The 21,520-nt window shown below is 37.5% G+C and carries 22 protein-coding genes and 5 tRNA genes; 26 read left to right on the top strand and 1 reads right to left on the bottom strand.

Features of this window, described 5'->3' with window-relative positions; translation table 11 throughout:
• The first annotated feature begins 12 nt into the window (after positions 1 to 12).
• The 22 genes from ftsE to FNLLGLLA_RS05540 all read left to right on the top strand — a co-directional run bounded on the left by ftsE (position 13) and on the right by FNLLGLLA_RS05540 (position 16,194).
• The gene (ftsE, locus tag FNLLGLLA_RS05645; RefSeq protein ID WP_004693165.1) at positions 13 to 699 is read left to right on the top strand and encodes a cell division ATP-binding protein FtsE; all 687 of its coding nucleotides are present in this window, start codon (positions 13 to 15) and stop codon (positions 697 to 699) included.
• Positions 689 to 1,576, top strand: a complete 888-nt coding sequence (ftsX, locus tag FNLLGLLA_RS05640; RefSeq protein WP_012864279.1) for a permease-like cell division protein FtsX — start codon at positions 689 to 691, stop codon at positions 1,574 to 1,576. Before ftsE ends, ftsX begins: the two co-directional genes overlap by 11 nt.
• A gap of 5 nt (positions 1,577 to 1,581) precedes the next feature.
• The gene (locus FNLLGLLA_RS05635) at positions 1,582 to 2,763 is read left to right on the top strand and encodes a murein hydrolase activator EnvC family protein (protein WP_156697509.1); all 1,182 of its coding nucleotides are present in this window, start codon (positions 1,582 to 1,584) and stop codon (positions 2,761 to 2,763) included.
• A gap of 1 nt (position 2,764) precedes the next feature.
• Positions 2,765 to 3,904 (top strand): S41 family peptidase, encoded by a 1,140-nt coding sequence (locus FNLLGLLA_RS05630; RefSeq protein ID WP_156697510.1) that lies wholly within the window; start codon positions 2,765 to 2,767, stop codon positions 3,902 to 3,904.
• Between the two features lie 17 nt (positions 3,905 to 3,921).
• Positions 3,922 to 5,193: a GTPase ObgE gene (gene obgE / locus FNLLGLLA_RS05625; RefSeq protein ID WP_156697511.1), complete on the top strand. Its 1,272-nt coding sequence runs from the start codon at positions 3,922 to 3,924 to the stop codon at positions 5,191 to 5,193.
• Positions 5,194 to 5,201: 8 nt separating this feature from the next.
• Positions 5,202 to 5,486: a ribosome assembly RNA-binding protein YhbY gene (gene yhbY / locus FNLLGLLA_RS05620; protein WP_004693176.1), complete on the top strand. Its 285-nt coding sequence runs from the start codon at positions 5,202 to 5,204 to the stop codon at positions 5,484 to 5,486.
• A gap of 72 nt (positions 5,487 to 5,558) precedes the next feature.
• Complete coding sequence (gene proB / locus FNLLGLLA_RS05615) at positions 5,559 to 6,680, top strand: glutamate 5-kinase (RefSeq protein WP_004693178.1); 1,122 nt, start codon at positions 5,559 to 5,561, stop codon at positions 6,678 to 6,680.
• A 9-nt stretch (positions 6,681 to 6,689) separates the two neighbouring features.
• Positions 6,690 to 7,949 (top strand): glutamate-5-semialdehyde dehydrogenase, encoded by a 1,260-nt coding sequence (locus FNLLGLLA_RS05610; RefSeq protein WP_123137977.1) that lies wholly within the window; start codon positions 6,690 to 6,692, stop codon positions 7,947 to 7,949.
• Positions 7,950 to 8,088: 139 nt separating this feature from the next.
• Complete coding sequence (gene nadD / locus FNLLGLLA_RS05605; RefSeq protein ID WP_118091460.1) at positions 8,089 to 8,703, top strand: nicotinate-nucleotide adenylyltransferase; 615 nt, start codon at positions 8,089 to 8,091, stop codon at positions 8,701 to 8,703.
• Positions 8,704 to 8,706: 3 nt separating this feature from the next.
• Complete coding sequence (gene yqeK, locus FNLLGLLA_RS05600) at positions 8,707 to 9,276, top strand: bis(5'-nucleosyl)-tetraphosphatase (symmetrical) YqeK (RefSeq protein WP_123138064.1); 570 nt, start codon at positions 8,707 to 8,709, stop codon at positions 9,274 to 9,276.
• A gap of 11 nt (positions 9,277 to 9,287) precedes the next feature.
• Positions 9,288 to 10,409: an LCP family protein gene (locus FNLLGLLA_RS05595; protein WP_156697512.1), complete on the top strand. Its 1,122-nt coding sequence runs from the start codon at positions 9,288 to 9,290 to the stop codon at positions 10,407 to 10,409.
• Between the two features lie 16 nt (positions 10,410 to 10,425).
• Entirely contained in the window at positions 10,426 to 10,788 is a 363-nt protein-coding gene (gene rsfS / locus FNLLGLLA_RS05590; protein ID WP_039964929.1) for a ribosome silencing factor, read from the top strand.
• 1 nt (position 10,789) lies between these two features.
• On the top strand, positions 10,790 to 11,698 hold the full coding sequence (locus FNLLGLLA_RS05585; protein ID WP_174892301.1) for a CvfB family protein: 909 nt from the start codon (positions 10,790 to 10,792) through the stop codon (positions 11,696 to 11,698).
• Positions 11,699 to 11,703: 5 nt separating this feature from the next.
• Entirely contained in the window at positions 11,704 to 13,044 is a 1,341-nt protein-coding gene (gene trkA / locus FNLLGLLA_RS05580; RefSeq protein ID WP_118091457.1) for a Trk system potassium transporter TrkA, read from the top strand.
• Between the two features lie 12 nt (positions 13,045 to 13,056).
• Positions 13,057 to 14,544, top strand: coding sequence for a TrkH family potassium uptake protein (locus FNLLGLLA_RS05575; protein ID WP_156697513.1), 1,488 nt, complete (start codon positions 13,057 to 13,059; stop codon positions 14,542 to 14,544).
• A 15-nt stretch (positions 14,545 to 14,559) separates the two neighbouring features.
• Positions 14,560 to 15,156 (top strand): MBL fold metallo-hydrolase, encoded by a 597-nt coding sequence (locus FNLLGLLA_RS05570; RefSeq protein ID WP_156697514.1) that lies wholly within the window; start codon positions 14,560 to 14,562, stop codon positions 15,154 to 15,156.
• Positions 15,157 to 15,206: 50 nt separating this feature from the next.
• A tRNA-Asp gene (locus FNLLGLLA_RS05565) sits at positions 15,207 to 15,282 on the top strand.
• A 5-nt stretch (positions 15,283 to 15,287) separates the two neighbouring features.
• A tRNA-Phe gene (locus FNLLGLLA_RS05560) sits at positions 15,288 to 15,363 on the top strand.
• A gap of 7 nt (positions 15,364 to 15,370) precedes the next feature.
• A tRNA-Gly gene (locus FNLLGLLA_RS05555) sits at positions 15,371 to 15,445 on the top strand.
• Between the two features lie 9 nt (positions 15,446 to 15,454).
• Positions 15,455 to 15,529: transfer RNA gene (locus tag FNLLGLLA_RS05550), tRNA-Cys, on the top strand.
• A 14-nt stretch (positions 15,530 to 15,543) separates the two neighbouring features.
• Positions 15,544 to 15,632 (top strand) — tRNA-Leu (locus FNLLGLLA_RS05545).
• Between the two features lie 106 nt (positions 15,633 to 15,738).
• Entirely contained in the window at positions 15,739 to 16,194 is a 456-nt protein-coding gene (locus FNLLGLLA_RS05540; RefSeq protein WP_156697515.1) for a 2-thiouracil desulfurase family protein, read from the top strand.
• Between the two features lie 94 nt (positions 16,195 to 16,288).
• On the opposite strand, the gene FNLLGLLA_RS05535 is transcribed toward FNLLGLLA_RS05540, so the two are convergent.
• Positions 16,289 to 18,121, bottom strand: coding sequence for a phosphoethanolamine transferase (locus FNLLGLLA_RS05535; RefSeq protein ID WP_156697516.1), 1,833 nt, complete (start codon positions 18,119 to 18,121; stop codon positions 16,289 to 16,291).
• Positions 18,122 to 18,290: 169 nt separating this feature from the next.
• On the opposite strand from FNLLGLLA_RS05535, the gene FNLLGLLA_RS05530 reads away from it, so the two are divergent.
• The 4 genes from FNLLGLLA_RS05530 to FNLLGLLA_RS05515 are packed head-to-tail and all read left to right on the top strand — an operon-like array spanning position 18,291 to position 21,512.
• On the top strand, positions 18,291 to 19,016 hold the full coding sequence (locus FNLLGLLA_RS05530; RefSeq protein WP_156697517.1) for a segregation and condensation protein A: 726 nt from the start codon (positions 18,291 to 18,293) through the stop codon (positions 19,014 to 19,016).
• A 12-nt stretch (positions 19,017 to 19,028) separates the two neighbouring features.
• Positions 19,029 to 19,538: an SMC-Scp complex subunit ScpB gene (scpB, locus tag FNLLGLLA_RS05525; protein ID WP_119562923.1), complete on the top strand. Its 510-nt coding sequence runs from the start codon at positions 19,029 to 19,031 to the stop codon at positions 19,536 to 19,538.
• 1 nt (position 19,539) lies between these two features.
• Positions 19,540 to 20,268: a pseudouridine synthase gene (locus FNLLGLLA_RS05520; protein ID WP_004697430.1), complete on the top strand. Its 729-nt coding sequence runs from the start codon at positions 19,540 to 19,542 to the stop codon at positions 20,266 to 20,268.
• Positions 20,265 to 21,512, top strand: a complete 1,248-nt coding sequence (locus FNLLGLLA_RS05515; RefSeq protein WP_156697518.1) for a BaiN/RdsA family NAD(P)/FAD-dependent oxidoreductase — start codon at positions 20,265 to 20,267, stop codon at positions 21,510 to 21,512. Before FNLLGLLA_RS05520 ends, FNLLGLLA_RS05515 begins: the two co-directional genes overlap by 4 nt.
• Positions 21,513 to 21,520 lie beyond the last annotated feature (8 nt).

Raw genomic sequence — 21,520 nt, 5'->3', positions numbered from 1 at the left:
AAAGGGGATCCCATGATTGAATTTAAGAATGTTAGTAAAGTCTATGATAATGGTTCTGTTGCATTAGACGATGTGTGTTTAACCATTAACGATGGTGAATTTGTTCTCGTTTGTGGTCACAGTGGTGCAGGGAAATCAACATTATTTAAGTTATTAACGCATGAGGTAGTGCCAGATGCTGGTACTGTCATTGTTGATGACTTTGATGTTACGCGTATGAAGCGCAGTAAAATTCCTAAATTGCGGAGAAAGCTTGGCGTTGTATTCCAAGACTTCCGATTATTGCCTAATAAAACGGTAGCAGAGAATATTGCTTTTGCTCTTGAAGTTATTGAAGAAAAACCAAAAATCATTAAAGAAAAGGTGAGTCATGTATTAGACCTTGTTGGTTTATCTGAGAAGGCTAATGACTTACCAGAGGATCTTTCTGGCGGGGAACAACAACGTGTTGCTATTGCGCGTGCAATTGTTAATCGCCCAACAGTATTAATTGCTGATGAACCTACTGGTAACCTTGATCCTGATACTAGTAAGGATATTGTTGAATTGTTTAAGCATATTAACAATTTCGGCACTACCGTTATTATGGTTACCCATAATATGGATCTTGTTTCATACTTGAATAAACGCGTTATTCGTTTAAAAGACGGCCGTGTTCAAAGTGATAATATGAGAGGTGCAGAAATTAATGAAGCCTAGAACGATAAAATACTATTTTAAAGAAGCACTGAAGTCTATGAAACGTAATGGACTTATGACATTAGCGTCCATTTCTACAGTGGCTTTATCCTTATTTATGCTCGGTGTATTCCTTTGTGGTGTCATTAATTTGAATAACATGGCATCCAGTCTAGAAAATCAAGTACAGTTAAGTATTTACTTAAAGGATGGTTTAACAACTGATCAAATTATGGCAGTAGGAAAGCAAATTAAGGCTATACCTAACTTAAAGCATTTAGAATTTGTTAATAAAGAGCAAGCTATGAAGGAGTTCAAAGAACGCCTTGGTGATCAGCAACAATTGGTGAATGCTTTAGGTGATGTAAATCCGTTGCCTAACTCGTATGTGTTAACCTTTGATAATCCTAGCGATGTAAAAGCAACTGCAAAATTAGCTACGACATTCCAAGGCGTAGAAAGTACACATTATGGTCAAGATATTGTAGAAGAGCTTTTCCGCATTACGCAAGTAATTCGTATTGGTGGGATTGTATTGATTGCTTTCCTAGCAGCTGCAACACTATTCATCATTTCAAATACAATTCGGTTGACTGTATTCGCACGTCGTAAAGAAATTGCAATCATGAAATATGTAGGTGCTACTAATGGATTTATTCGTTGGCCATTTTTGATTGAAGGCATGTTGTTAGGCTTAATTGGTGCTATCATTGCCGTTCTTTGCGTTGGTGAATTTTATCACTTCATCACATTGGAAGTTTCTGAATCATTAGCATTCTTCCCTTTAGTACCAATGTTCCCATTCTTCTATGATGTAGCCCTTTATATCTTAGGTGGCGGCATAGTAGTAGGTGCTATTGGTAGTACTATTTCTTTGAAACAATACATGAAGGTGTAATGTTTATGAATAATAGTATATTTAAATCTCGCTTCGTAGTGGCAATTTTGACTGGTATAGTGGTATTGGGAACACCATTATACATCGTTGCAGAGGACGAAGATTTAACAAATCAACTTGATTCAATTCAACAACAAGTTAATCAACAAAATGCTAAAAAGGCAGATGCTGAAACTGTAATAGTAAGTGTATCCGAACAGTTACGTCAAATCGAAGAACAATTACGTCAGGCTCAGCAACAATTGGATTCTATTCAACAACAACGTATATCTGTTGAAAATGATATTACAGTGAATGAAAAATTACTTGCTGAAGCACAAAAGCGACTAGAAGGGCGAGAAGCCGTATTTTATAAGCGTGTACGTGATATTTATATTAACGGTCGTTTAAGTTACTTAGATGTAGTTATTGGATCTAAAGATTTTACAGACTTTGCTAATCGTTTAGAAATTTTAAAACGAATTATTGATTCTGATATTAAATTAATTGAGGAAATCAAAAAAGAGCGCGCTGAAATAGCGGCTCGAAAGCAAGCACTAGAACAGTCTCGTGCAAAACTAGTTGAGATTGAAAAAGCAGCTGCGGCAAAACGAGCTGAAATAGAGCAAAAGAAGAAAGAACGTGAGGTAGTTCTTCAAAAGGCTCAAAATGATCGTGCTACAGCAATGCAAGCAGTAGAAGAATTAAATGCATCTTCTGCACAGATTACAGCGTTATTGAAAGCACGTCAAGCAGAGCGTGCCGCTGCTCGTGCAGCGGCAGCGGCTCAACAATCTTCACCAACTTACTCTTGGGTACAAGGGTCTGGTCAACTTGGGTGGCCTGTAAGTGGTGAAATTACCTCTCCATATGGCTATCGTACACATCCGATTTGGGGCACTACAATTTATCATTCTGGCATTGATATTGGTGTTGATGAAGGTACACCTGTTCATGCTGCAGATGGTGGTACTGTTGCTTGGTCGGGTTGGATGGGTGGCTATGGTTATGCCGTAGTTATCGATCATGGTAATGGCATGTCTACTCTTTATGGACATAATTCTGAACTTGCTGTCTCTGAAGGGCAAGATGTGGGTAAGGGTCAAGTTATTGCCTATGCTGGTAGCACAGGCAATAGTACAGGGCCACATGTACATTTTGAAGTTCGTATAAGTGGGGATCCTGTGGATCCTATGGGATATTTATAATATGAAATTTGATACACGTACGGTGTTATGGAGTCTATTGAAATATATAGGCTCTGGCATCGTTATTATGTGGCTTACATTTTGGTACCTTTCTGGTTCATTCTGGGGTCTGCCAAGATTATTTATAGCCTATTATACTGCGAGTCAAGTTTTTATGACACCTATGGCTAAAAGTACCCTTTATGATGGTATGCTAAAGGGGTTAATTGACTCTTTGGGAGAACCGCATAGTGTTTATTTAAATGCAGAAGAATATAAGTCCATGAAAATGCAAACATCTGCAACATATGCTGGTGTCGGTATGGTCCTTGGTACTGATGATAAAGGTCTATATGCTGTTAGCGTTATGGAAGACCAACCAGCTTTCAAAGCTGGAATTAAACCTGGAGACCACATTATTGCTATCGATGGACAAGCCACTACTGAAATTCCGGTAGAGGAAGCATCTTCTCGTATTCGTGGCGAAGCAGGTACTACTGTAGCTCTTGATATTGAGCGTAATGGTGAAAAGTTGCATTTTGATATCACTCGTGAATCCATTGTTTTGCCTACTGTTAAAAGTAAAATGCTAACTAGCACAGTTGGGTATATTCGTATTAGTCAGTTTGCAGAAAATACCGCAGAAGATTTTGCCACTCAATATAAAGAGCTTCAATCTCAAGGTATGAAGGCCCTTGTCTTGGACTTACGAGATAATCCAGGCGGTTTATTATCTACTACTGAAAAGATATCTAACTATATTATGCCTCTAGGTACACTCGTAACAGTACAAAATCGATCAGGTAAAAAGGATACATATAAGTCAGATGGACCTGATGTAGCTATGCCATTGGTTGTTTTAGTTAATAAGGGCTCTGCTAGTGCATCTGAAATCATAGCAGGCGCTGTTCAAGATCGTAAATTAGGCACTATCGTAGGTACTAATACATATGGTAAAGGTACCGTTCAGACTATTTTCCCTAGTTTAGATGATGAAGGAATTAAAGTAACTATTGCTAAGTACCACACACCAAGTGATCGTGTTATTGATGGAACAGGTATTAAACCTGATGTAGAAATCGATTTACCAAAAGGTGTACATCCATCTAGTACATTAGATGATATTCAAATTAAAAAAGCATTAGAGCTATTACAGCAATAATGCATAGGAGTTAAATTATGTTTATAGATAGAGCGCGCGTCTTTGTTAAAGCTGGTGACGGTGGGGATGGTATGTCCAGTTTTCGTCGAGAGAAATACGTGCCAAATGGCGGCCCTAGTGGTGGTGATGGTGGTAAAGGTGCGGATGTTGTTTTTAAAGCTGACAAGAATATTAATACGCTTGTAGATTTTAGATATAAACGTCAGTTTAAGGCACCAGCTGGCGGTAATGGTGAAAGCTCTAATAAGCACGGTCGAGGTTCCAATCCTCTTATCATTCCAGTTCCATTGGGGACAGTAATTAAAGATGAGGAAACAGGAAAAATCTTTTGCGACCTTGTCAACGATGGCGATACCTTTGTTATTGCCAAAGGTGGTCGTGGCGGACGTGGCAATGCTCGATTCCAAACTAGTGCTAACCGTGCACCAACCTTTGCAGAAAAGGGTGAACCTGGTGAAGAATTCTGGTTACAATTAGAGCTTAAAGTATTAGCTGATGTAGGTTTATTAGGTTATCCATCTGTTGGTAAATCTAGTATTTTGCGAAAAGTATCTAAAGCTCAATCAGAGGTGGCAGCATATCACTTTACTACACTAACACCAGTACTCGGGGTAGTTACAATTTCTGGAGATCGTAGCTTTGTTTTGGCCGATATTCCAGGCCTTATTGAAGGGGCTAGTGAAGGTGTAGGTTTAGGTCACAATTTTCTACGTCATGTTGAACGTACAAATATTTTAATTCATGTTTTAGATGTATCTGGTATGGAAGGCCGAGACCCTAAGGTCGACTTTGATGCGATTAATGAAGAGTTACGTAAATACTCTGAAAAATTGGCTAATAAGAAACAAATTGTAGCTCTCAATAAGATCGATATGGTCTTTGATGACACGACGATTACCGAAACAAAAAAATATTTTGAAGACAAAGGCTATGAGGTATTTCTCATTAACGCCTTAAGTGGTGAAGGTTTGTCAGAGCTTATGGAACGAGCTTATTACTATGTAGAAAACTACGAACCAGAGCCTGAAGCAAATGATGATACAGTTGTATACGAAGCAAAACAAGATGTAGAATTTGTCATTACTCGCGGTGATGATGCTGCTTTCTACATTACTGGTAAACGTATTGAACGATTAGTAGCTATGACAAATCTTGACGATGATCAATCTCTTCGTAGATTCCAACGCATTTGGCGCTTTATGGAGCTTGATGCAAAATTGAAGGAAAAAGGCTGTAAAGACGGTGATGAAGTTGTAATCGGCGATCAGCGCTTTACTTTCCAAGAGTAGGAGTAATAATGACAGGAAAACAAAAACGGTATTTACGTTCATTGGCGGCTACAATACCACCAGTTGTCCAAATTGGTAAAAATGGTTTAGAGGATAGTGTTATAGATAGTGCTCGTGCAGCGATTACAGCACGTGAACTTATTAAGGTTAAATTACATAATAATAGTCCTGAAGATAAGACAATTTTTCAAGACTTAGCAGATATGCTTGGCGCTGAATTAGTTCAAGTGATTGGCTTTAATGGTGTTTTATATAAAGCTAAAAAAGAACCTAAAATCATTTTGCCAAAATAATTTTATAATCTAGTAAATCATAAAAATTTGTATACATCGTAGTTAAGAATTTCAACCTTAGGAGGTTAGTCTATGCGCAGCGCTATCGTTAATGCAAAACGAATTGTAGTCAAAGTTGGTAGCAGTACGCTTTGTTACACTAACGGACATTTAAATTTGGAGCGTATTGAAAGATTAGTGCGCCAATTATCAGATTTGGCTAACCAAGGTAAAGAGATTATTCTTGTTTCCTCTGGTGCTACTGGTGCAGGTCTTGCCCCTTTAGGCTTTAAAGAAAAGCCTAGAGATCTCGTATTAAAACAAGCAGCTGCTGCAGTAGGTCAAGGTATTCTCATTCATATGTACGAGCGCATGTTCCGAGAATATGGTCGCACCGTAGGGCAAATTCTTTTAACGAAAGAGGATAGTACTGGACGACATAGTTATCTTAACTTGCGTAATACATTACATACTTTATTGCAACTTAACGTTATTCCTATTATTAATGAAAATGACGTGGTTGCTATCGAAGAATTTAAAATCGGTGATAACGATACATTATCTGCTACTGTTGCAGGTATTGTAGATGCAGATTTACTTATCATTTTGTCAGATATTGAAGGCTTATATACAGCTAACCCAGCCACCAATCCAGATGCTACTTTGATAGAAACTGTTTCTGAAATTAACGATGAAACCTATGCTATTGCAGGTGGTGCTGGTTCTAATATGGGAACGGGGGGTATGTATACAAAAATTAAAGCTGCTCATATGGCAACAAATTCTGGTGTACCAATGGTTATCACCTCAGGTGAAGTAGAGGATTCTGTTCGTCGTGTATGTAAGGGTGAACAAATTGGGACACTCTTTGAAGCCCATGATGCAAGTTTATCTGGTAAACATCATTGGTTGGCTTTTGGTAAACGATTAAAAGGATCCATTACGATTGATGACGGGTGTGCTCGGGCTGTTTTAGATAAGGGTGCTAGCATTCTGCCCGCTGGTATTATTGAAGTAGAGGGGACTTTTGGACCTGGTGATACAATTTCCATTTATCATGATCATAAGGAAATTGGTCGTGGACTTATTAATTATAGTATTGATGATATGAAGGCGATTAAAGGTCACAATACAAATGATATAGCCGAGATTCTGGGTATTAATACGACCTATGATGAGGCTGTACATCGTAATAATCTAGTTTTATTACACTGAGGAAATCCTATGAACCAGTATGAAAAAATTTGTAAAGATATGGGCCAGAGAGCTAAAACGGCATCTTTTGAATTAGCCCAACTCGACCAAGAAACTTTAGATTCTGCATTGTTAGCAATTGCTGATGCTGTAGAAGCACAAACAGATGAAATTATGGCGGCTAATGAGTTAGACCTAGAAAAATCTGTTGATTATAATTTACCTCGAACTATGATAGATCGATTGACTTTGACACCTAGTCGCATTGCTCAAATGGCAGAAGGGGTGCGTCAAGTGGCTGCTCTTGAAAGTCCTGTAGGTTCCATTATAGAAACAATCACTCGGCCTAATGGTTTGATTATTGAAAAGCGATCAGTACCTTTTGGTGTTATTGGTATCATCTTTGAAGCCCGTCCAAATGTAACCATAGATGCAGGTGTTCTTTGTTTAAAGACAGCAAATGCTACAATTTTACGAGGTGGTAAGGAGGCATTTCACACGAATCAAATCATCGTGTCTATCATGCGGGATACCTTAGAGTCGTTAGGTATTAATGGTGACTCTATTCAACTCGTTGAGGTGCTTGATCGAGATCTGGTTGGAGTACTTTTACAACAACGGGAATATATTGATGTAATCATTCCACGTGGGGGTGCTGGACTTATTCGTCGTGTTGTAGAAGATAGTAGCATTCCTGTTATTGAAACTGGCAGCGGTGTATGTCATACCTTTGTTGATGAATTTGCTGATTTAGAGATGGCTTTAGAAATTGCAGTCAATGCTAAAGTTCAACGTCCATCTGTATGTAACTCTATGGAAACCTTACTAGTTCATCATGCTGTGGCTTCTGATTTTTTACCACGTCTTGATACAGCACTACAAGAATACGGTGTTCGCATTCACGGAGATGAAGCTGTAGCTCAATATATGGAAAACACAATTCCTCTAGAAGAGGATTCTTTCAACACAGAATACAATGATATGGACTTAAATGTGCGTATCGTTGAAAATCTTGAAGAAGCTATTGAACATGTGAATCGGTATACTACACATCACTCTGAGGCTATTATCACAGATGAGCCTATGCGAGCCAAGATATTTATGAATTTAGTAGATTGTTCTACGGTGTATCATAATGCATCTACCCGCTTTACAGATGGCTTTGAATTTGGTTTTGGTGCTGAAATCGGTATTAGTACACAAAAGCTTCATGCTCGAGGTCCTATGGGTTTACAAGCTTTAACATCTTATAAATATTTTGTATTTGGGGAAGGCCAAGTACGGACGTGAAGAAACTATATTATTTTATAAGGGCATACTTCAGATATCTTCAAACACCTAAGGGCCGATATGAATGGATATCCTATGGAAAGGCATTGCTCTTATTCATCATTATTTGTGTCATTGTCATTAAGGGAGTGACCGTATTATGGTAGATAAACGTCGCATAGGTATAATTGGTGGAACATTTAATCCCATTCATTTAGGTCATCTCATGATTGCAGAAGTGGCTTGTGAGAGCTTTAATTTAGAAAAGGTTATCTTTGTACCTGCTCGTATTCCACCACATAAGCAACATGATGTGATTGATAGTCATCATCGCTATGCTATGACAGCGGCCGCAGTTTTGGATAATCCCAATTTTGAAATTTCTGATGTAGAGATGCGTCGAGAGGGCCCTTCGTATACCGTTGATACGATTCAATATTTTAAAAAACTATATGGTCCTACTGTTGAATTTTACTTTATTGCAGGGACTGATACTATTCGTGCATTACCGACTTGGAAATTTATAGATGAACTGATAGATGAGGTTCATTTTATTGGAGCTACTAGACCAGATGGATCGAGTGCTATTGATTCTACTTTGGATGAATTAGGAGCTAAAGCACGGGAAAAAATACATGTTATGGAAGTGCCTGAAATGAAATTGTCTGCTACGTATTTACGAGAGCGCTTACGGTCTGGAAAGACAGTTCGTTATATGTTGCCTAAATGTGTAGTGGATTATATAGAAGAAAACCATATATATGGGAAGGAATAAATGATGTTATCGTTTGATGAAATACAACAAAGGGTAAGTCAATGGATGGGAAAAAAACGTTTTAAGCATACCCTGGGTGTTGTTGAATCTGCAACTCAGTTGGCTAAACTTTATAATGTTGATGTAGAAAAAGCACGATTAGCGGCATTACTGCATGATTGTGCTAAAGAAATGCCTTTGAAAGAGATGCAAGATTTGGTGAAGGAGAATAATTACAAAGCTGATGAAGAATTATTAGCCAATGGTAATCTTTTACATGGATTAGCAGGTATGATTCGAGCTAAACTTGAGTTTTCTATAACCGATTCAGAAATTTTAGAAGCTATTCGTGTTCATACAACTGGTAAGGTGGGAATGTCTACATTAGATAAAGTTATATTCTTAGCAGATTATATTGAACCCAATCGTGATTTCCCAGGTGTTGATGAACTTCGAACGGTAGCTAAAAAAGATCTAAATAAGGCTGTATTGCTTGGTTTTGACAATACTATTAATCACCTTATTGAGCAACATCTTTCTATTTATCCTTTGACCATTCTTGGTCGTAATGATGTATTAAAATCTTGTAAATAATGGAGTTTTATATGGACGAACGTGAACGAGCAAGAGCTCGCCGACGTAGAAAAAGACGTCAACAAAAGTCATCTGTGAAGTGGCCCAGAGTTATTCTGGCTATTGTTGTAGTTTTTACTTTGCTCGGTGGGATAGGGTATGGCATATATAGTGGTGTATCTTATGCATATAGAGCAATTGTCGGAACTACTGAAGCTACTGAAGCCGTGATAGATAGTGAAAATAAACAGGACGCAAATACTGTATCAGTAGAGCAAAAAGGCTTAGATAAACCTTTATATATTTTGGTTATCGGCACTGATGACAATAATCCTAGTCAAGGTGATAGTCTATTCCTATTATCTGTAAACCTTGATCAAAAAACGATGGACGTTATCGGCATTCCAAGTAATAGTAAAATCGATAATCGTGATCAAACCGATGCGACTATGTTAAATAGTATTTATGAAAAAGGAGGCATTGAACTTACTAAAGCTGTTATTGAGGATATGTTCCATATTTCAATACCATACTACGTGGTAGTTAATCAAGATGCTTTCAAGAAAACTAATGATGTGTTAGGGAATCAACAAATTTATGTAGAGCAACCGATGGAACATGTTGATGCAGAAGGCAATAAGGATATTGATTTACGACGTGGTTATCAAACATTAGATAGTAATAATGCCTTAGCATATTTACGATATTCTGATCCTAAACACGATACCTTTACTCGTGTGCAACGACAAGAGCGATTCTTAAAGTTGTGGGTGGAACAAGAGCATAATGCATTTTTCTTAACAAATGCATGGCATATTTGGCGTATTTGGGAGCATTTTGATAGTAATATCTCCACTTTAGATGCTATTAAACTGGTATATAATGCGAGCAAAATTAATAAGGAAGAGATCCACTTCTATATTCTTCCTGGTGAAAAAGAGCTTATAGGTGAAACGACTTATTGGAAGGTAAACCCTACGGAAGCTCAGCGTTTAGTGGGTATTACAATGGGTAATTTACCAGCTAATGAAATGACGCAATTTATATCTGCACCAACAAATAGTATGTCGAAAGTTGCACCTGAATCGGAACATAATGGGGGCACTATTACAAAGCCCACAGAACCAGGTGAGGAGAGCGGTAGTAAGCGATAAGATAAGAGGCAATATAATGAAAAAGAAAGAAGATATTAAACAAATCGTATTAGAACTTGCACAAGCTGCATTTGATAAAAAGGGCAGAGATATTGAAATTCTTGATTTAGAAGGTATTTCAATGTTAGGTGATTATTTTTTGATTGCCAGTGCAAATAATAGTAAGCAATCTCAAAGCATTGCTGATGAAATGGAAGATAAAGCAGCCGAATTAGGTATAACCGTACAGCATAGAGAAGGTTATCGTGAAGGTGAATGGATCTTATTGGATTTTGGCGATATAATTTGTCATGTCTTTGGTGGTGATGAATTGCGTGAATTCTACGGTTTAGAAGAATTGTGGAATGACGCTGGTCGAGTTCCATTTGAAGGAGTATAATATGGCTACAGAATTGTTGGAAAATACAATTGCCACATTGAAAGTATTGCGTACTAGTGACCAAGGTGCTTTTCTAGATGGTCAAACAGGCAATACAAATGATGATATTTTGCTTCATAAAGATCAACAAACTTCACCAGTTACTATAGGAGATGCGGTAGAAGTATTTTTATATCGCGATCCAAAGGGGCGTTTAACTGCTTCTATGCGTTTACCAGCTATGAAGGTTGGCCAAATTGGTTATGTTGAGGTCATCAATACGACAAATTTTGGTTGCTTCGTTGAGGTTGGCACAGAACGTGGTATCTTTATGCCTCATGCGGAGATGCGTGGTCGCCCTCAGGTAGGGGAAAAGGTGTGGGTTCGTCTTTATACAGATAAATCTGGCCGTTTTGCGGTCTCCATGGATGTAGATGATGAAATGCGTCGTGCCTCTAAAGCTGCTACTGAAGCTACGGTTGGTCAACTTGTAAAAGGTGCTATCTATAACTTAACGAGTGAGGGGGCATTTTTTATCACTCCTGAGCGTTGGATTGCCTTTTTACATCGTTCTGAAATGACGAGAAAGTTAAAAGTAGGGGAAATGATTGAAGGTCGTATTACTTTCAAACGCGATGATGGTCGTGTCAATGTATCTATGCGCCCTACAAAGGAAAAAGCTCTTGTTTCAGATGGTGATATTATTATGGAATATCTTTTAAATCGCGGTGGAAAGATGCCATATAGTGATGAGTCTTCAGCGATGTTGATTAAAGATAAGTTCAATATTAGTAAGGCTGCGTTCAAACGTGCCTTAGGGCATTTAATGAAAGAGAAAAAAATTGTTCAGGAGGATGGTTGGACATTGCTTACCGACATAGGTCGCCAATGGACACCTCTTGTTAGTGATGAGCCCCAAGATGAGGAATAAAGACGATGAAAATTGTCATTGTAGGCGCTGGTAAGGTTGGTTATTCATTAGCACAACGTCTTATTCAAGACGATCATGATGTATATGTTATCGATCGCTCACCAGAACGCATTCATAATCTTGAAAATACATTAGATGTTAGCCTAGTTTTAGGAAATGGCAGTGATGTTCAATTATTGAATGAAATCGATATGTCTGATGTTGGTATGTTTATTGCTGTTACTGATTCAGATGAGGTTAATATGCTATCCTGTTCGGTAGCTAAAATAAAAGGTGTGCCTACAACTATTGCACGCGTTCGTGATAATAGTGTGGCGGAACATATGGATGAGGAGATACGAGCTCAATTAGGTGTTGATCTTTTCATCAATCCTGAAATGGTTACAGCTCAAGAGTTACTACAAATTTTAGAAACACCATCAGCTATAGATGTTGAGGAGTTCGGTCAGGGTGCTGTGCGCCTTATGGAATTCAAATTGAATAATGAATTTCCTCTATTAGAACAGCCACTAAAAGAAATTCGCTTTCCTGAAGGTGTTCTATTAGTTGGTATTTTGCGCTATGGTGAAATGATTATTCCGCATGGTGAAAGTCGCTTACAGGCTGATGATAGTGTATTTTTTCTAGGTTTGAAAGAGTCCGTTTCTGAAGTGGAGAAACTTTGGTTCCATAATTATAATACATTCTATAAACGGGCTGTAATCATTGGGGCAGGTCTCTTAGGTCGTAACTTAACTGTATTACTAGAAAAAGCTGGTTTTTCTGTGAAGGTTATTGAAAAAGACTTTGACCGTTGTGAGAAACTGGCAAATCAAGTGGATAAAGCCATGGTTATCAATGGGGATGGTACTGATTTTGATTTGCTCGAAGCTGAGGAAATTGCTGATAGCGATGTAATTATTGCTCTAACAGATGATGATAAACTTAACTTACTTGTAGCACTTGTAGGGAAGCATATGGGTATCCAAAAGACCGTTGTTCGTGTGGGTCGGCCGGAATATATTATGCTGATGGAGCAAGTAGGTATTGATGTTGTATTTTCTCCACGTTTATTAACAGCAAGTCAAATTTTGCGCTTTGTACGAAGTGGAGAAGGGGTTGTATCTATTTCCACCTTTGAAGGTGGTAAAGCCGAATCTATCGAGATTGAAATTACCAATGAATCACCTGTGGCAGGTAAACAATTAAAAGATATTCGTTTACCTGGGAAGGCCTTGGTAGGTGTAATTTTACGGGAAAATGAAGCTATCGTACCTCGTGGTAATACTCAAATTTTAGATGGTGATCATATCGTTCTCTTTACATTACCTGAATCGGTAAGCAAATTGCTTAAATATCTTACTTAGTAAGGAGGGGTTATGCGAATTCAAATCGTTATGTCCTTAGTGGGTCGACTACTCTATATATTTGGGGTTTTTACTTTAATCCCTTTTATATACAGTGTTGTATTTGAAACTGCATATTGGTCATTCCTTATAACCACAAGCCTTTCTTTAGTTTTGGGGACGCTTTTATCTTATTACGGTTGTGAAAGTCAAAGCTTTAGTATTCGTGATGGGTTCTTAGTTGTATCCTCTACTTGGATATTCACGGTTATTTTGGGGGCTTTACCTTTTTTGGGGAGTGGCATATTGACTAATGTTTTTGATGCTTTATTTGAAGCCACTTCGGGTATTACTGCAACTGGGGCCACTATTATTTATAGTGTTGATACGTTACCAAACACATTTGTATTGTGGCGTGGTCTTATGCACTGGGTTGGAGGAATGGGGATCATCGTCCTTATCTTATCATTTTTAAAGAATTTAGGAGCAGATGCAGCACATTTCTTTAATGCAGAGGCATCTGTACCAAAGCCTGGTGTTGTAATGCCGCGTATTCAATCAATGGCTACAAAGCTTTGGCAGTTGTATATTGCCTTTACTGCTCTTTGCTTTCTTATGCTGTGGGCTGGAGGCATTGAACCTTTTGATGCGTTAAACTATGCCTTTTCTATTATTGCCACGGGTGGATTTGCACCGACATCAGCAGGGGCTTTTATTTATGAACAAAGTAATTATATTTGTTTCGTATTTATATTCTTTATGTTTCTTGCTGGTGGCAATTTCTCTGTGTATTACAATGCACTTCAAAAAGGAATTCGCGTTTTAATTAATGATTTTGAAACACGTATGTACTGGCTTGTAGTGTTTATTGGTATTGCCATTGTATCAATATCTCTAGCATTACAATCTAGCTATTCTAGTCCTTTAGAGATTGTTAGAAATGCTGCCTTTAATTTAGTTTCGCTTCAAACTGGTAGTGGTTTTGCTATTAGTGATTATGATTTGTGGCCTGCTGCAGCACAGATGATGTTATTTATTTGTACATTTTTTGGTGGTTGTAGTGGTTCTACAACGGGCGGTGTAAAAATTATACGACTTATTATTTTGATTAAGAGTTCTATAATTTATCTGCGAAAATCAATTCATCCTGATATGGTTCAAGTAGTACGTATTAATGGTAAACCGATGCCTACTAAATGGATCCAGATGACACATCAATTTTTATTTTTATATTTAATGATTTATGTGGTATCTGTTTTTCTAATGACTTGTACTGGTCTTAATACATATGATTCTATGCAAGTGGTTACGGCCTTTCTTAGCAATGTAGGACTAGGGTTTGGTGGCTTTGGTCCTACTGATTCCTTTAATGTTATGCCGGATACTGCTAAATGTATTGCTATTGTAGACATGTTACTAGGTCGTTTGGAGTTATTTACGATTTTAGTTATGCTTCACCCTCAGTTTTGGGAAGGGTATTTTATTAAAAAAGAGGTTCCTAAACGATATCGTATTCTATAGGAGGGCGGGAACTATATGGAAGTTATAAAACGTCCTCTAGGGCTTTATAAAGCAAATTGTTATGTGCTTATCAAAGAGGGAAAATCTATAATTATTGATCCGGGCTTTCATTGTAACCACATTATTGATATGGTTGCAGATTCTGAACCCATAGCAGTTTTATTGACACATGGTCATTGTGATCATGTGTCAGCCTTGGATGAAGTGTGTACACATTATAATATTCCCGCTTATTTACATCCTTTAGATCAAGAGTTGTTACAGTTAATTCGACGGAGACCAAGTGTATATAAGAAAAAAATGTATACACATTGTAATGATTTAGTAGAGGGGCAATTAAATTTAGATCCTTTTGATATATTAGTTCATCATACACCTGGGCATAGTGCGGGATCGGTTTGTTTAGAAATTGAAGGGTATCTATTTACTGGTGATACCTTATTTAAGCAAAATGTGGGAAATACAGATACTTATAAAAGTGATCCAGCTGATTTGATTAAGAGTTTGAAATATCTTTTAACTTTGTCCAAGGATTTGATTGTTGAGCCAGGACATAGGGAATCTACCATATTAAAAAATGAGGAAGAATTTATTAAAAATATTGTAGTATAGTGTTGACAAAAGTCCTGATAACCGATATACTAAGCAAGTACTTTGGTTACGGCCCCGTGGTGTAGCGGTTAACATGTCGCCCTGTCACGGCGAAGATCGTCAGTTCAAATCTGATCGGGGTCGCCATTTATGCCTCGGTAGCTCAGTTGGTAGAGCAACGGACTGAAAATCCGTGTGTCGACAGTTCGATTCTGTCCTGAGGCACCATTTATATGCGGGAATAGCTCAGCGGTAGAGCACCGCCTTGCCAAGGCGGGGGTCGCGAGTTCGAATCTCGTTTCCCGCTCCAATTTTATATGGCGGCATAGCCAAGCGGTAAGGCAGAGGTCTGCAAAACCTTTATTCCCCAGTTCGATTCTGGGTGCCGCCTCCACAATCGTTACCCATGCCGGGGTGGCGGAACAGGCAGACGCAACGGACTTAAAATCCGTCGGTTGGAAACAACCGTACCGGTTCGATTCCGGTCCTCGGCACCAATTAAGACTAACTTAGGGTTAGTCTTTTTTCTTATATACAATTAAAACGATTTGTGAAAATTATTACTATAAGTTACGTATAAATATATAAGAGATAGATAAATCTATGAATAAGAAACCTAAGTTATTAATTAGTGAATGCCTATTTGGTGTACATTGTCGATATGATGGCAAAGACAATTATATAGAAACGATAGAGGCTCTAAAGGAATATTATGAATTAGTACCTGTATGTCCGGAAGTGTTAGGGGGACTTAGTACGCCTCGTGATCCTGCTGAGCGGCAGGGTGAACGTATATGTACTGTTAATGGAGCTGATGTTACCGATGAGTTTGTAAGAGGTGCTCAACTAACAGTTGATATTGCACAAAAATATGGTTGCAAGCAAGCTTTGATGAAGGCGAAAAGTCCTAGCTGTGGATATAAGCGCATTTATGATGGAACTTTTACTAGAACACTGAAAAATGGCCATGGATGTACTGTAGAGGCTCTACTTGAAAAGAATATAACAATTTATACTGAAAATGATATAGAGCTTTTACTTGCAGAAAAAAAGAGATGAGTTTAACTCATCTCTTTTTGATTATATCAAGTTATTTTACTAGTAAAATAACTCAATATAATAGAAAAATAATGGCTACAATATTAATTAAAGACTACTTGTTTGCATTAACAGGATCATTTGCTAATGGTTGTTCACCAAGTAATGTAGTTAAGTTATGTAGATTAAATCGATATTGAGCATTACTAAAATCTCGTGTTGCATCATATCGTTGACTTGAAGCATGCATGAGACCAACTAATGTATCGTATAGCAAATCATTAGTAAAGAATTGATGCTCGTGTTTTGCAAGTACCTCAGCAGTCTGTGGATAGGTTGAGCGATATTGTGGAGATAGGTATACCCAGAATGGAATATGTGTCATAACAAAATCAAATGTATCAGGGTTATGCGATTTGTCTAAACTTTCACCGTGATCGGAGAAATACACCATGGCTTGTAAGTTTAATTTGTCTTTGCCATAATTGTAAATTTGTTGTAATAACCAGTCTGTGTATAATTGGCTGTTAGCATATGCTTCTTGACCATCAGGATACGGACCTTGTTTCCACTTGCTAAATTCATGAGGGTAACGGTCATTGTAATAAATATGACTACCCATAATATGTATAACGATAAAGTTGTTTTTGGTAGGATCTACAGTTTCTAATAATGGCAATAGAGCTTCATCATATCGATCTGAGAATGCATAAGATTCATGGGCCCATTTTGTTGTGTCTGCAGTTTTAGCCATTAATGAAATAGCTGTATCATATTCACCGAATACACCTTGATTGCTAAACCAAGAAGTCGTGTATCCCGCTTTTTTAGCAATATCTAAGATATTGGCTGAATCAAGAAATGGTTTATCATCATATTGATTTCGTTCAGATAGTGCACGCTCCAAGGTTGGTACTGTTTGTACGTACGATGAATAGGCATTATCAAAGAAGACAAAGTCTTTATTGTCCGAACGCATATTGCCTTGCCATGGAGTATCGTCATATGGGAAGTTTGGATTATATACTTTCATATAATCTCGAGAACTAGATTCTCCAATGACTAGAATAATAGTACCAGGTGTTTTGTTCACCGCTGTTTCCTTTGTGTCTAAATTAAAGGAATCAAATACTAAGTGGTGATTATCATTATATTGTTGCATTTGTTTTACATAATCGCCTGCAGCAATCCAGTTCGCCACAATACAGGTTTGTGGGAACAAGAAGAATGGTACATATACTAAAAAAGCTACAAGGGATGCGATAAGCATAGCTGAGCGCATAGGGCGTGTAGTATTTAAGTTTACTACTGCTTTCATCCCTAAGTTAGACCAGTACAATAAATAAGTCCATAAGATAAGACCAATACTTATTGCTATAAGACCAGGTATTCCAGCTGCATTCTTTAAAAAACCAAATGCTTCTTCTGGATTGGTCATATATACGGCTAGCAGACTGGCTGGCGTTAAGCAATGCCAAGTAGTCATGTAATAGCCAATTTGTAAGAATGGTATTAAGCTCAGAATCATGGAAATGATAGCCATGATTAAGGATGTTGTTTTATGGAAGCGATTTGTTTGGTTCAGTAAAAACTGAATGCCTGATAATCCCATGAAAATTAATAAGCCAAATAAAAAATCATTAGCAAATTCATAGAAGTATAATGGCTTCACATAGGACCAATGGAATAAAAGAGGAAAGGTAAGTGCCCATAAGATTCCGACTAGGCCATACCCTAAAAAAGGCCTGTGGAAAACGGTACACCCCATAAAATATTGAAATAAAAAGGTACCTACAATTGTTGGTACAGCTAAAATCGTAATATCCTCTACATCAAGCCCTAAGGTTATGGGCTCATAAATTAAAAATAAGATGATATATAAAACAATACCTATAATACCAAAGCGAAAAATTGGATTTCGCCCAATTTGCCTCACACTCGATGACATAATAAATCCTCTCTAAAAGGAATACACAATAACGTATCTTTTTTTAATATAAAATAATTACAATAATAAAGATAGCAGATGAGTGTAAAAAAAACAATTATTTGAAAGTACTACTATAAATGCTTTATAATTATATAGTTAAAAACATTTTTTCTGAGGATTGGGTTTTATGGGAGATTATAACTACAAGTTGGACGTTTTTGAAGGTCCCCTTGATCTGCTCTTGCATCTCATTGAAAAACATAAAATAGAAATTACCGATATTCCTATCGTTGAAATAACGAGTCAATACTTGGCATATCTAGACAATTGGAACCATTTTGATATTCATTATAGTAGTGAATTTCTTGTTATGGCATCTACCTTATTACAGATTAAATCACGCATGTTATTACCTAAGGCTGAACCTGAGCCTGATGAAGCAGAGGATCCACGTGACGAGTTGGTAGCAAAATTAGTAGAATTTAAGAAAATTAAGGATATTACATCTCTATTAATGGAGCGTACCGCTGTATCTGCGAATATATTTAGTCGTCCTGAAGAAACGAGTGTGATTGGATTAGATAGTGTATATAATTTGGAACTTTCACAGTTATATCAAATTTTTTATCAAACTATAAAACGGGCTAAAGAGTTACCAGAAGAAGAGACGATTCGTGAGGTAAAGGTTGAAAAGGATACGTATAGTTTAGAGGACATGATTATATCCTTGTCTAGTCGTATACATCGTGGCGAATGTTTATATTTTAGGGAATTATTAGTAGCAATTGAAACGAAAAGTGGTATGGTAACCATCTTTATGGCTGTTTTAGAATTATTAAAACAACAAGTTATGGAAATGCGCTATGAAGATGATGATATTATATTCACTGCTACCTTAGAGAGGGCCGTGTAGAAAGGGGGCTATATGAGCTTACCAACGATGCATTTAGAAGCCGTTTTGTTTTCATCGGCAAAGCCTATATCGATAGATATGTTAGCAGAAGTGTTTGGGCTTTCCACAGAGGAGACACAAAAATATATAGAAGAATTACAACGAGAACTAGAAGAACAGAATCGAGGTATTCGAATACGTATATCTGGAGCCGGTGTTGAATTAGTCAGCGCTGTTGAATGTGCTGATTATGTTGGTCATATTCGTAAAAGAGAAGATAAATTATCTAATGCGGCCATGGAAACATTAGCTGTTATCGCTTATAAGCAGCCTATTACAAAGGCTGAAATCGAAGAGGTTCGCGGTGTAAATAGCGATAAAATTATAAAACAATTATTGACTCGATCTCTTATAGCTGAATTAGGTCATAAGGATACTGTAGGTAGACCGATTCTATATGGCACGACTGATGAATTTTTGAGAAGTGCTGGTGTAGAATCGATAGAAGCCTTACATCAAGAAGTTTCGGAAACAGAAGGATAGCATGGAACGATTACAAAAATATATTGCCAGTTGTGGTATTGCATCACGGCGTAAGGCAGAAGAACTAATTACAGAAGGTAAAGTACAGGTCAATGGTCGCAAGGTAACCGAATTAGGGGTCAAAATTAATCCACAAAAAGATAAGGTTAAGGTTAATGGCCAATTATTGGCCCAAGAGAAACCAGTATATTATTTGTTAAATAAGCCAAAGGGGGTCATTACATCTGTGTCTGACCCTCAAGGTCGAGAAACGGTTTTAGATTATATAAAAAATGAAACGAAACGAATTTACCCTATTGGTCGTCTCGATTTATATACAGAAGGTTTGTTACTGCTTACGAATGATGGAGAGTTGGCACAAAATCTAACGCACCCATCTAAAGGCGTGGAAAAGACTTATGAAGTTCGTATCAAAGGTCGTGTTCGCGATGATGATTTACAAATTATTGCAAATGGTGTAGAGCTTGAAGATGGTATAACTGCACCTGCAACAATTGTAGATTTAGGTTTTGATGATCATAATGGTGTACATGAAGTAGAAATTACAATTCATGAAGGTCGTAATCGTCAAGTTCGTCGTATGTTTGAACACTTTGGCTACCGTATTCATAATTTAAAACGTATTGCGTATGCTGGTCTTACTTTAGGTGGTGTGAAACGAGGCGCTTCTCGTCAACTAACAATTCGTGAAGTAAAAGCGCTAAAAGCATTGGGGACAGATAAGGCATGAAGCAAATCATAGTCATTGGCGGTGGTGCGGCAGGTCTAATGGCAGCTGTTATAGCAGGCCGTGAAGGAGCACGCGTCATCTTATTGGAAAAAATGAATATGGTTGGTAAGAAAATGGGCATTACCGGTAAAGGTCGCTGTAATATTACGAATAGTGCAGATATGGCCGAATTTATAAAAAATACGCCTGGTAATGGTAAGTTCTTGTACGGTGCTTATGAACGCTTTAGTAATGAAGATCTTCTGGACCTATTGCATAGCTGGGGGTTAAAAACTAAAGTAGAACGTGGGGGACGAGTGTTTCCTGAATCCGATTCTGCATTAGAAGTACGCAATATCTTTATGAAAATCCTAAAAAAGTATAATGTTCAAGTTCATTTAAATGAACCTGTTACATCGATTTCTGTACAGGAAAATCGTGTAGTTGGTGTTACAACGGATAAGGAACAATATGCTTGTGATGCTGCTATTATTTGTACTGGTGGTGCATCTTATCCATTGACAGGCTCTACTGGTGATGGTTACGTTTTAGCCGAAAAAGTGGGACATACTATTACTGATATTCGTCCATCCTTGGTTCCTATCGTTACAAACGAAACGTGGGTAAAGGAAATTATGGGGCTTAGTCTTCGTAATGTTGAGGTTTCCGTAATTTCTAAAAGTAAGGTACAAGCTAAACAATTTGGGGAAATGATGTTTACTCATTTTGGCCTTACGGGGCCTACAATTTTATCATTAAGTCACACGGTAGGTAAGTTGCTTCGTAAGAAAAATCCTCAAATTACTATTGAAATTAATCTTAAGCCTGCCTTGACTGCAGAAGTATTGGATAAGCGCTTGCAAAAGGATTTTGATTTATATTCTAAAAAACAATTGGCTAATGGGATGAAGGATTTACTACCTGTAAATCTTATTCCCATTGTTATAAAGCTTGCTGAGTTAAATCCGGCTAAACCAATTAATCAAATTACAAAGGAAGAGCGTTTGCGCTTATGCCATGTATTGCAACATATGACAGTAACTGTTAAGGAATTACGACCTGTAGCGGAAGCTATTGTTACAGCAGGTGGTATTTCATTAAAAGAATTTAATCCTAAAACTATGGAGTCTAAATTGATTGGTGGTTTATATGGTGCTGGTGAAGTACTAGACATAGATGCTTTTACAGGAGGCTATAATTTACAAGCTGCCTTTTCCACAGGCTATGTGGCGGCCATGCATGCCGTACACGGTGATGAAGAATAGAGGTTATT

Origin of the sequence: Veillonella parvula (assembly GCF_902810435.1) — a bacterium.
In the GTDB taxonomy this organism is placed as follows: Bacteria; Bacillota; Negativicutes; order Veillonellales; family Veillonellaceae; genus Veillonella.
Note: the sequence above shows the minus strand (reverse complement) of the source record. Positions and strands in the feature narration are given on the sequence as shown.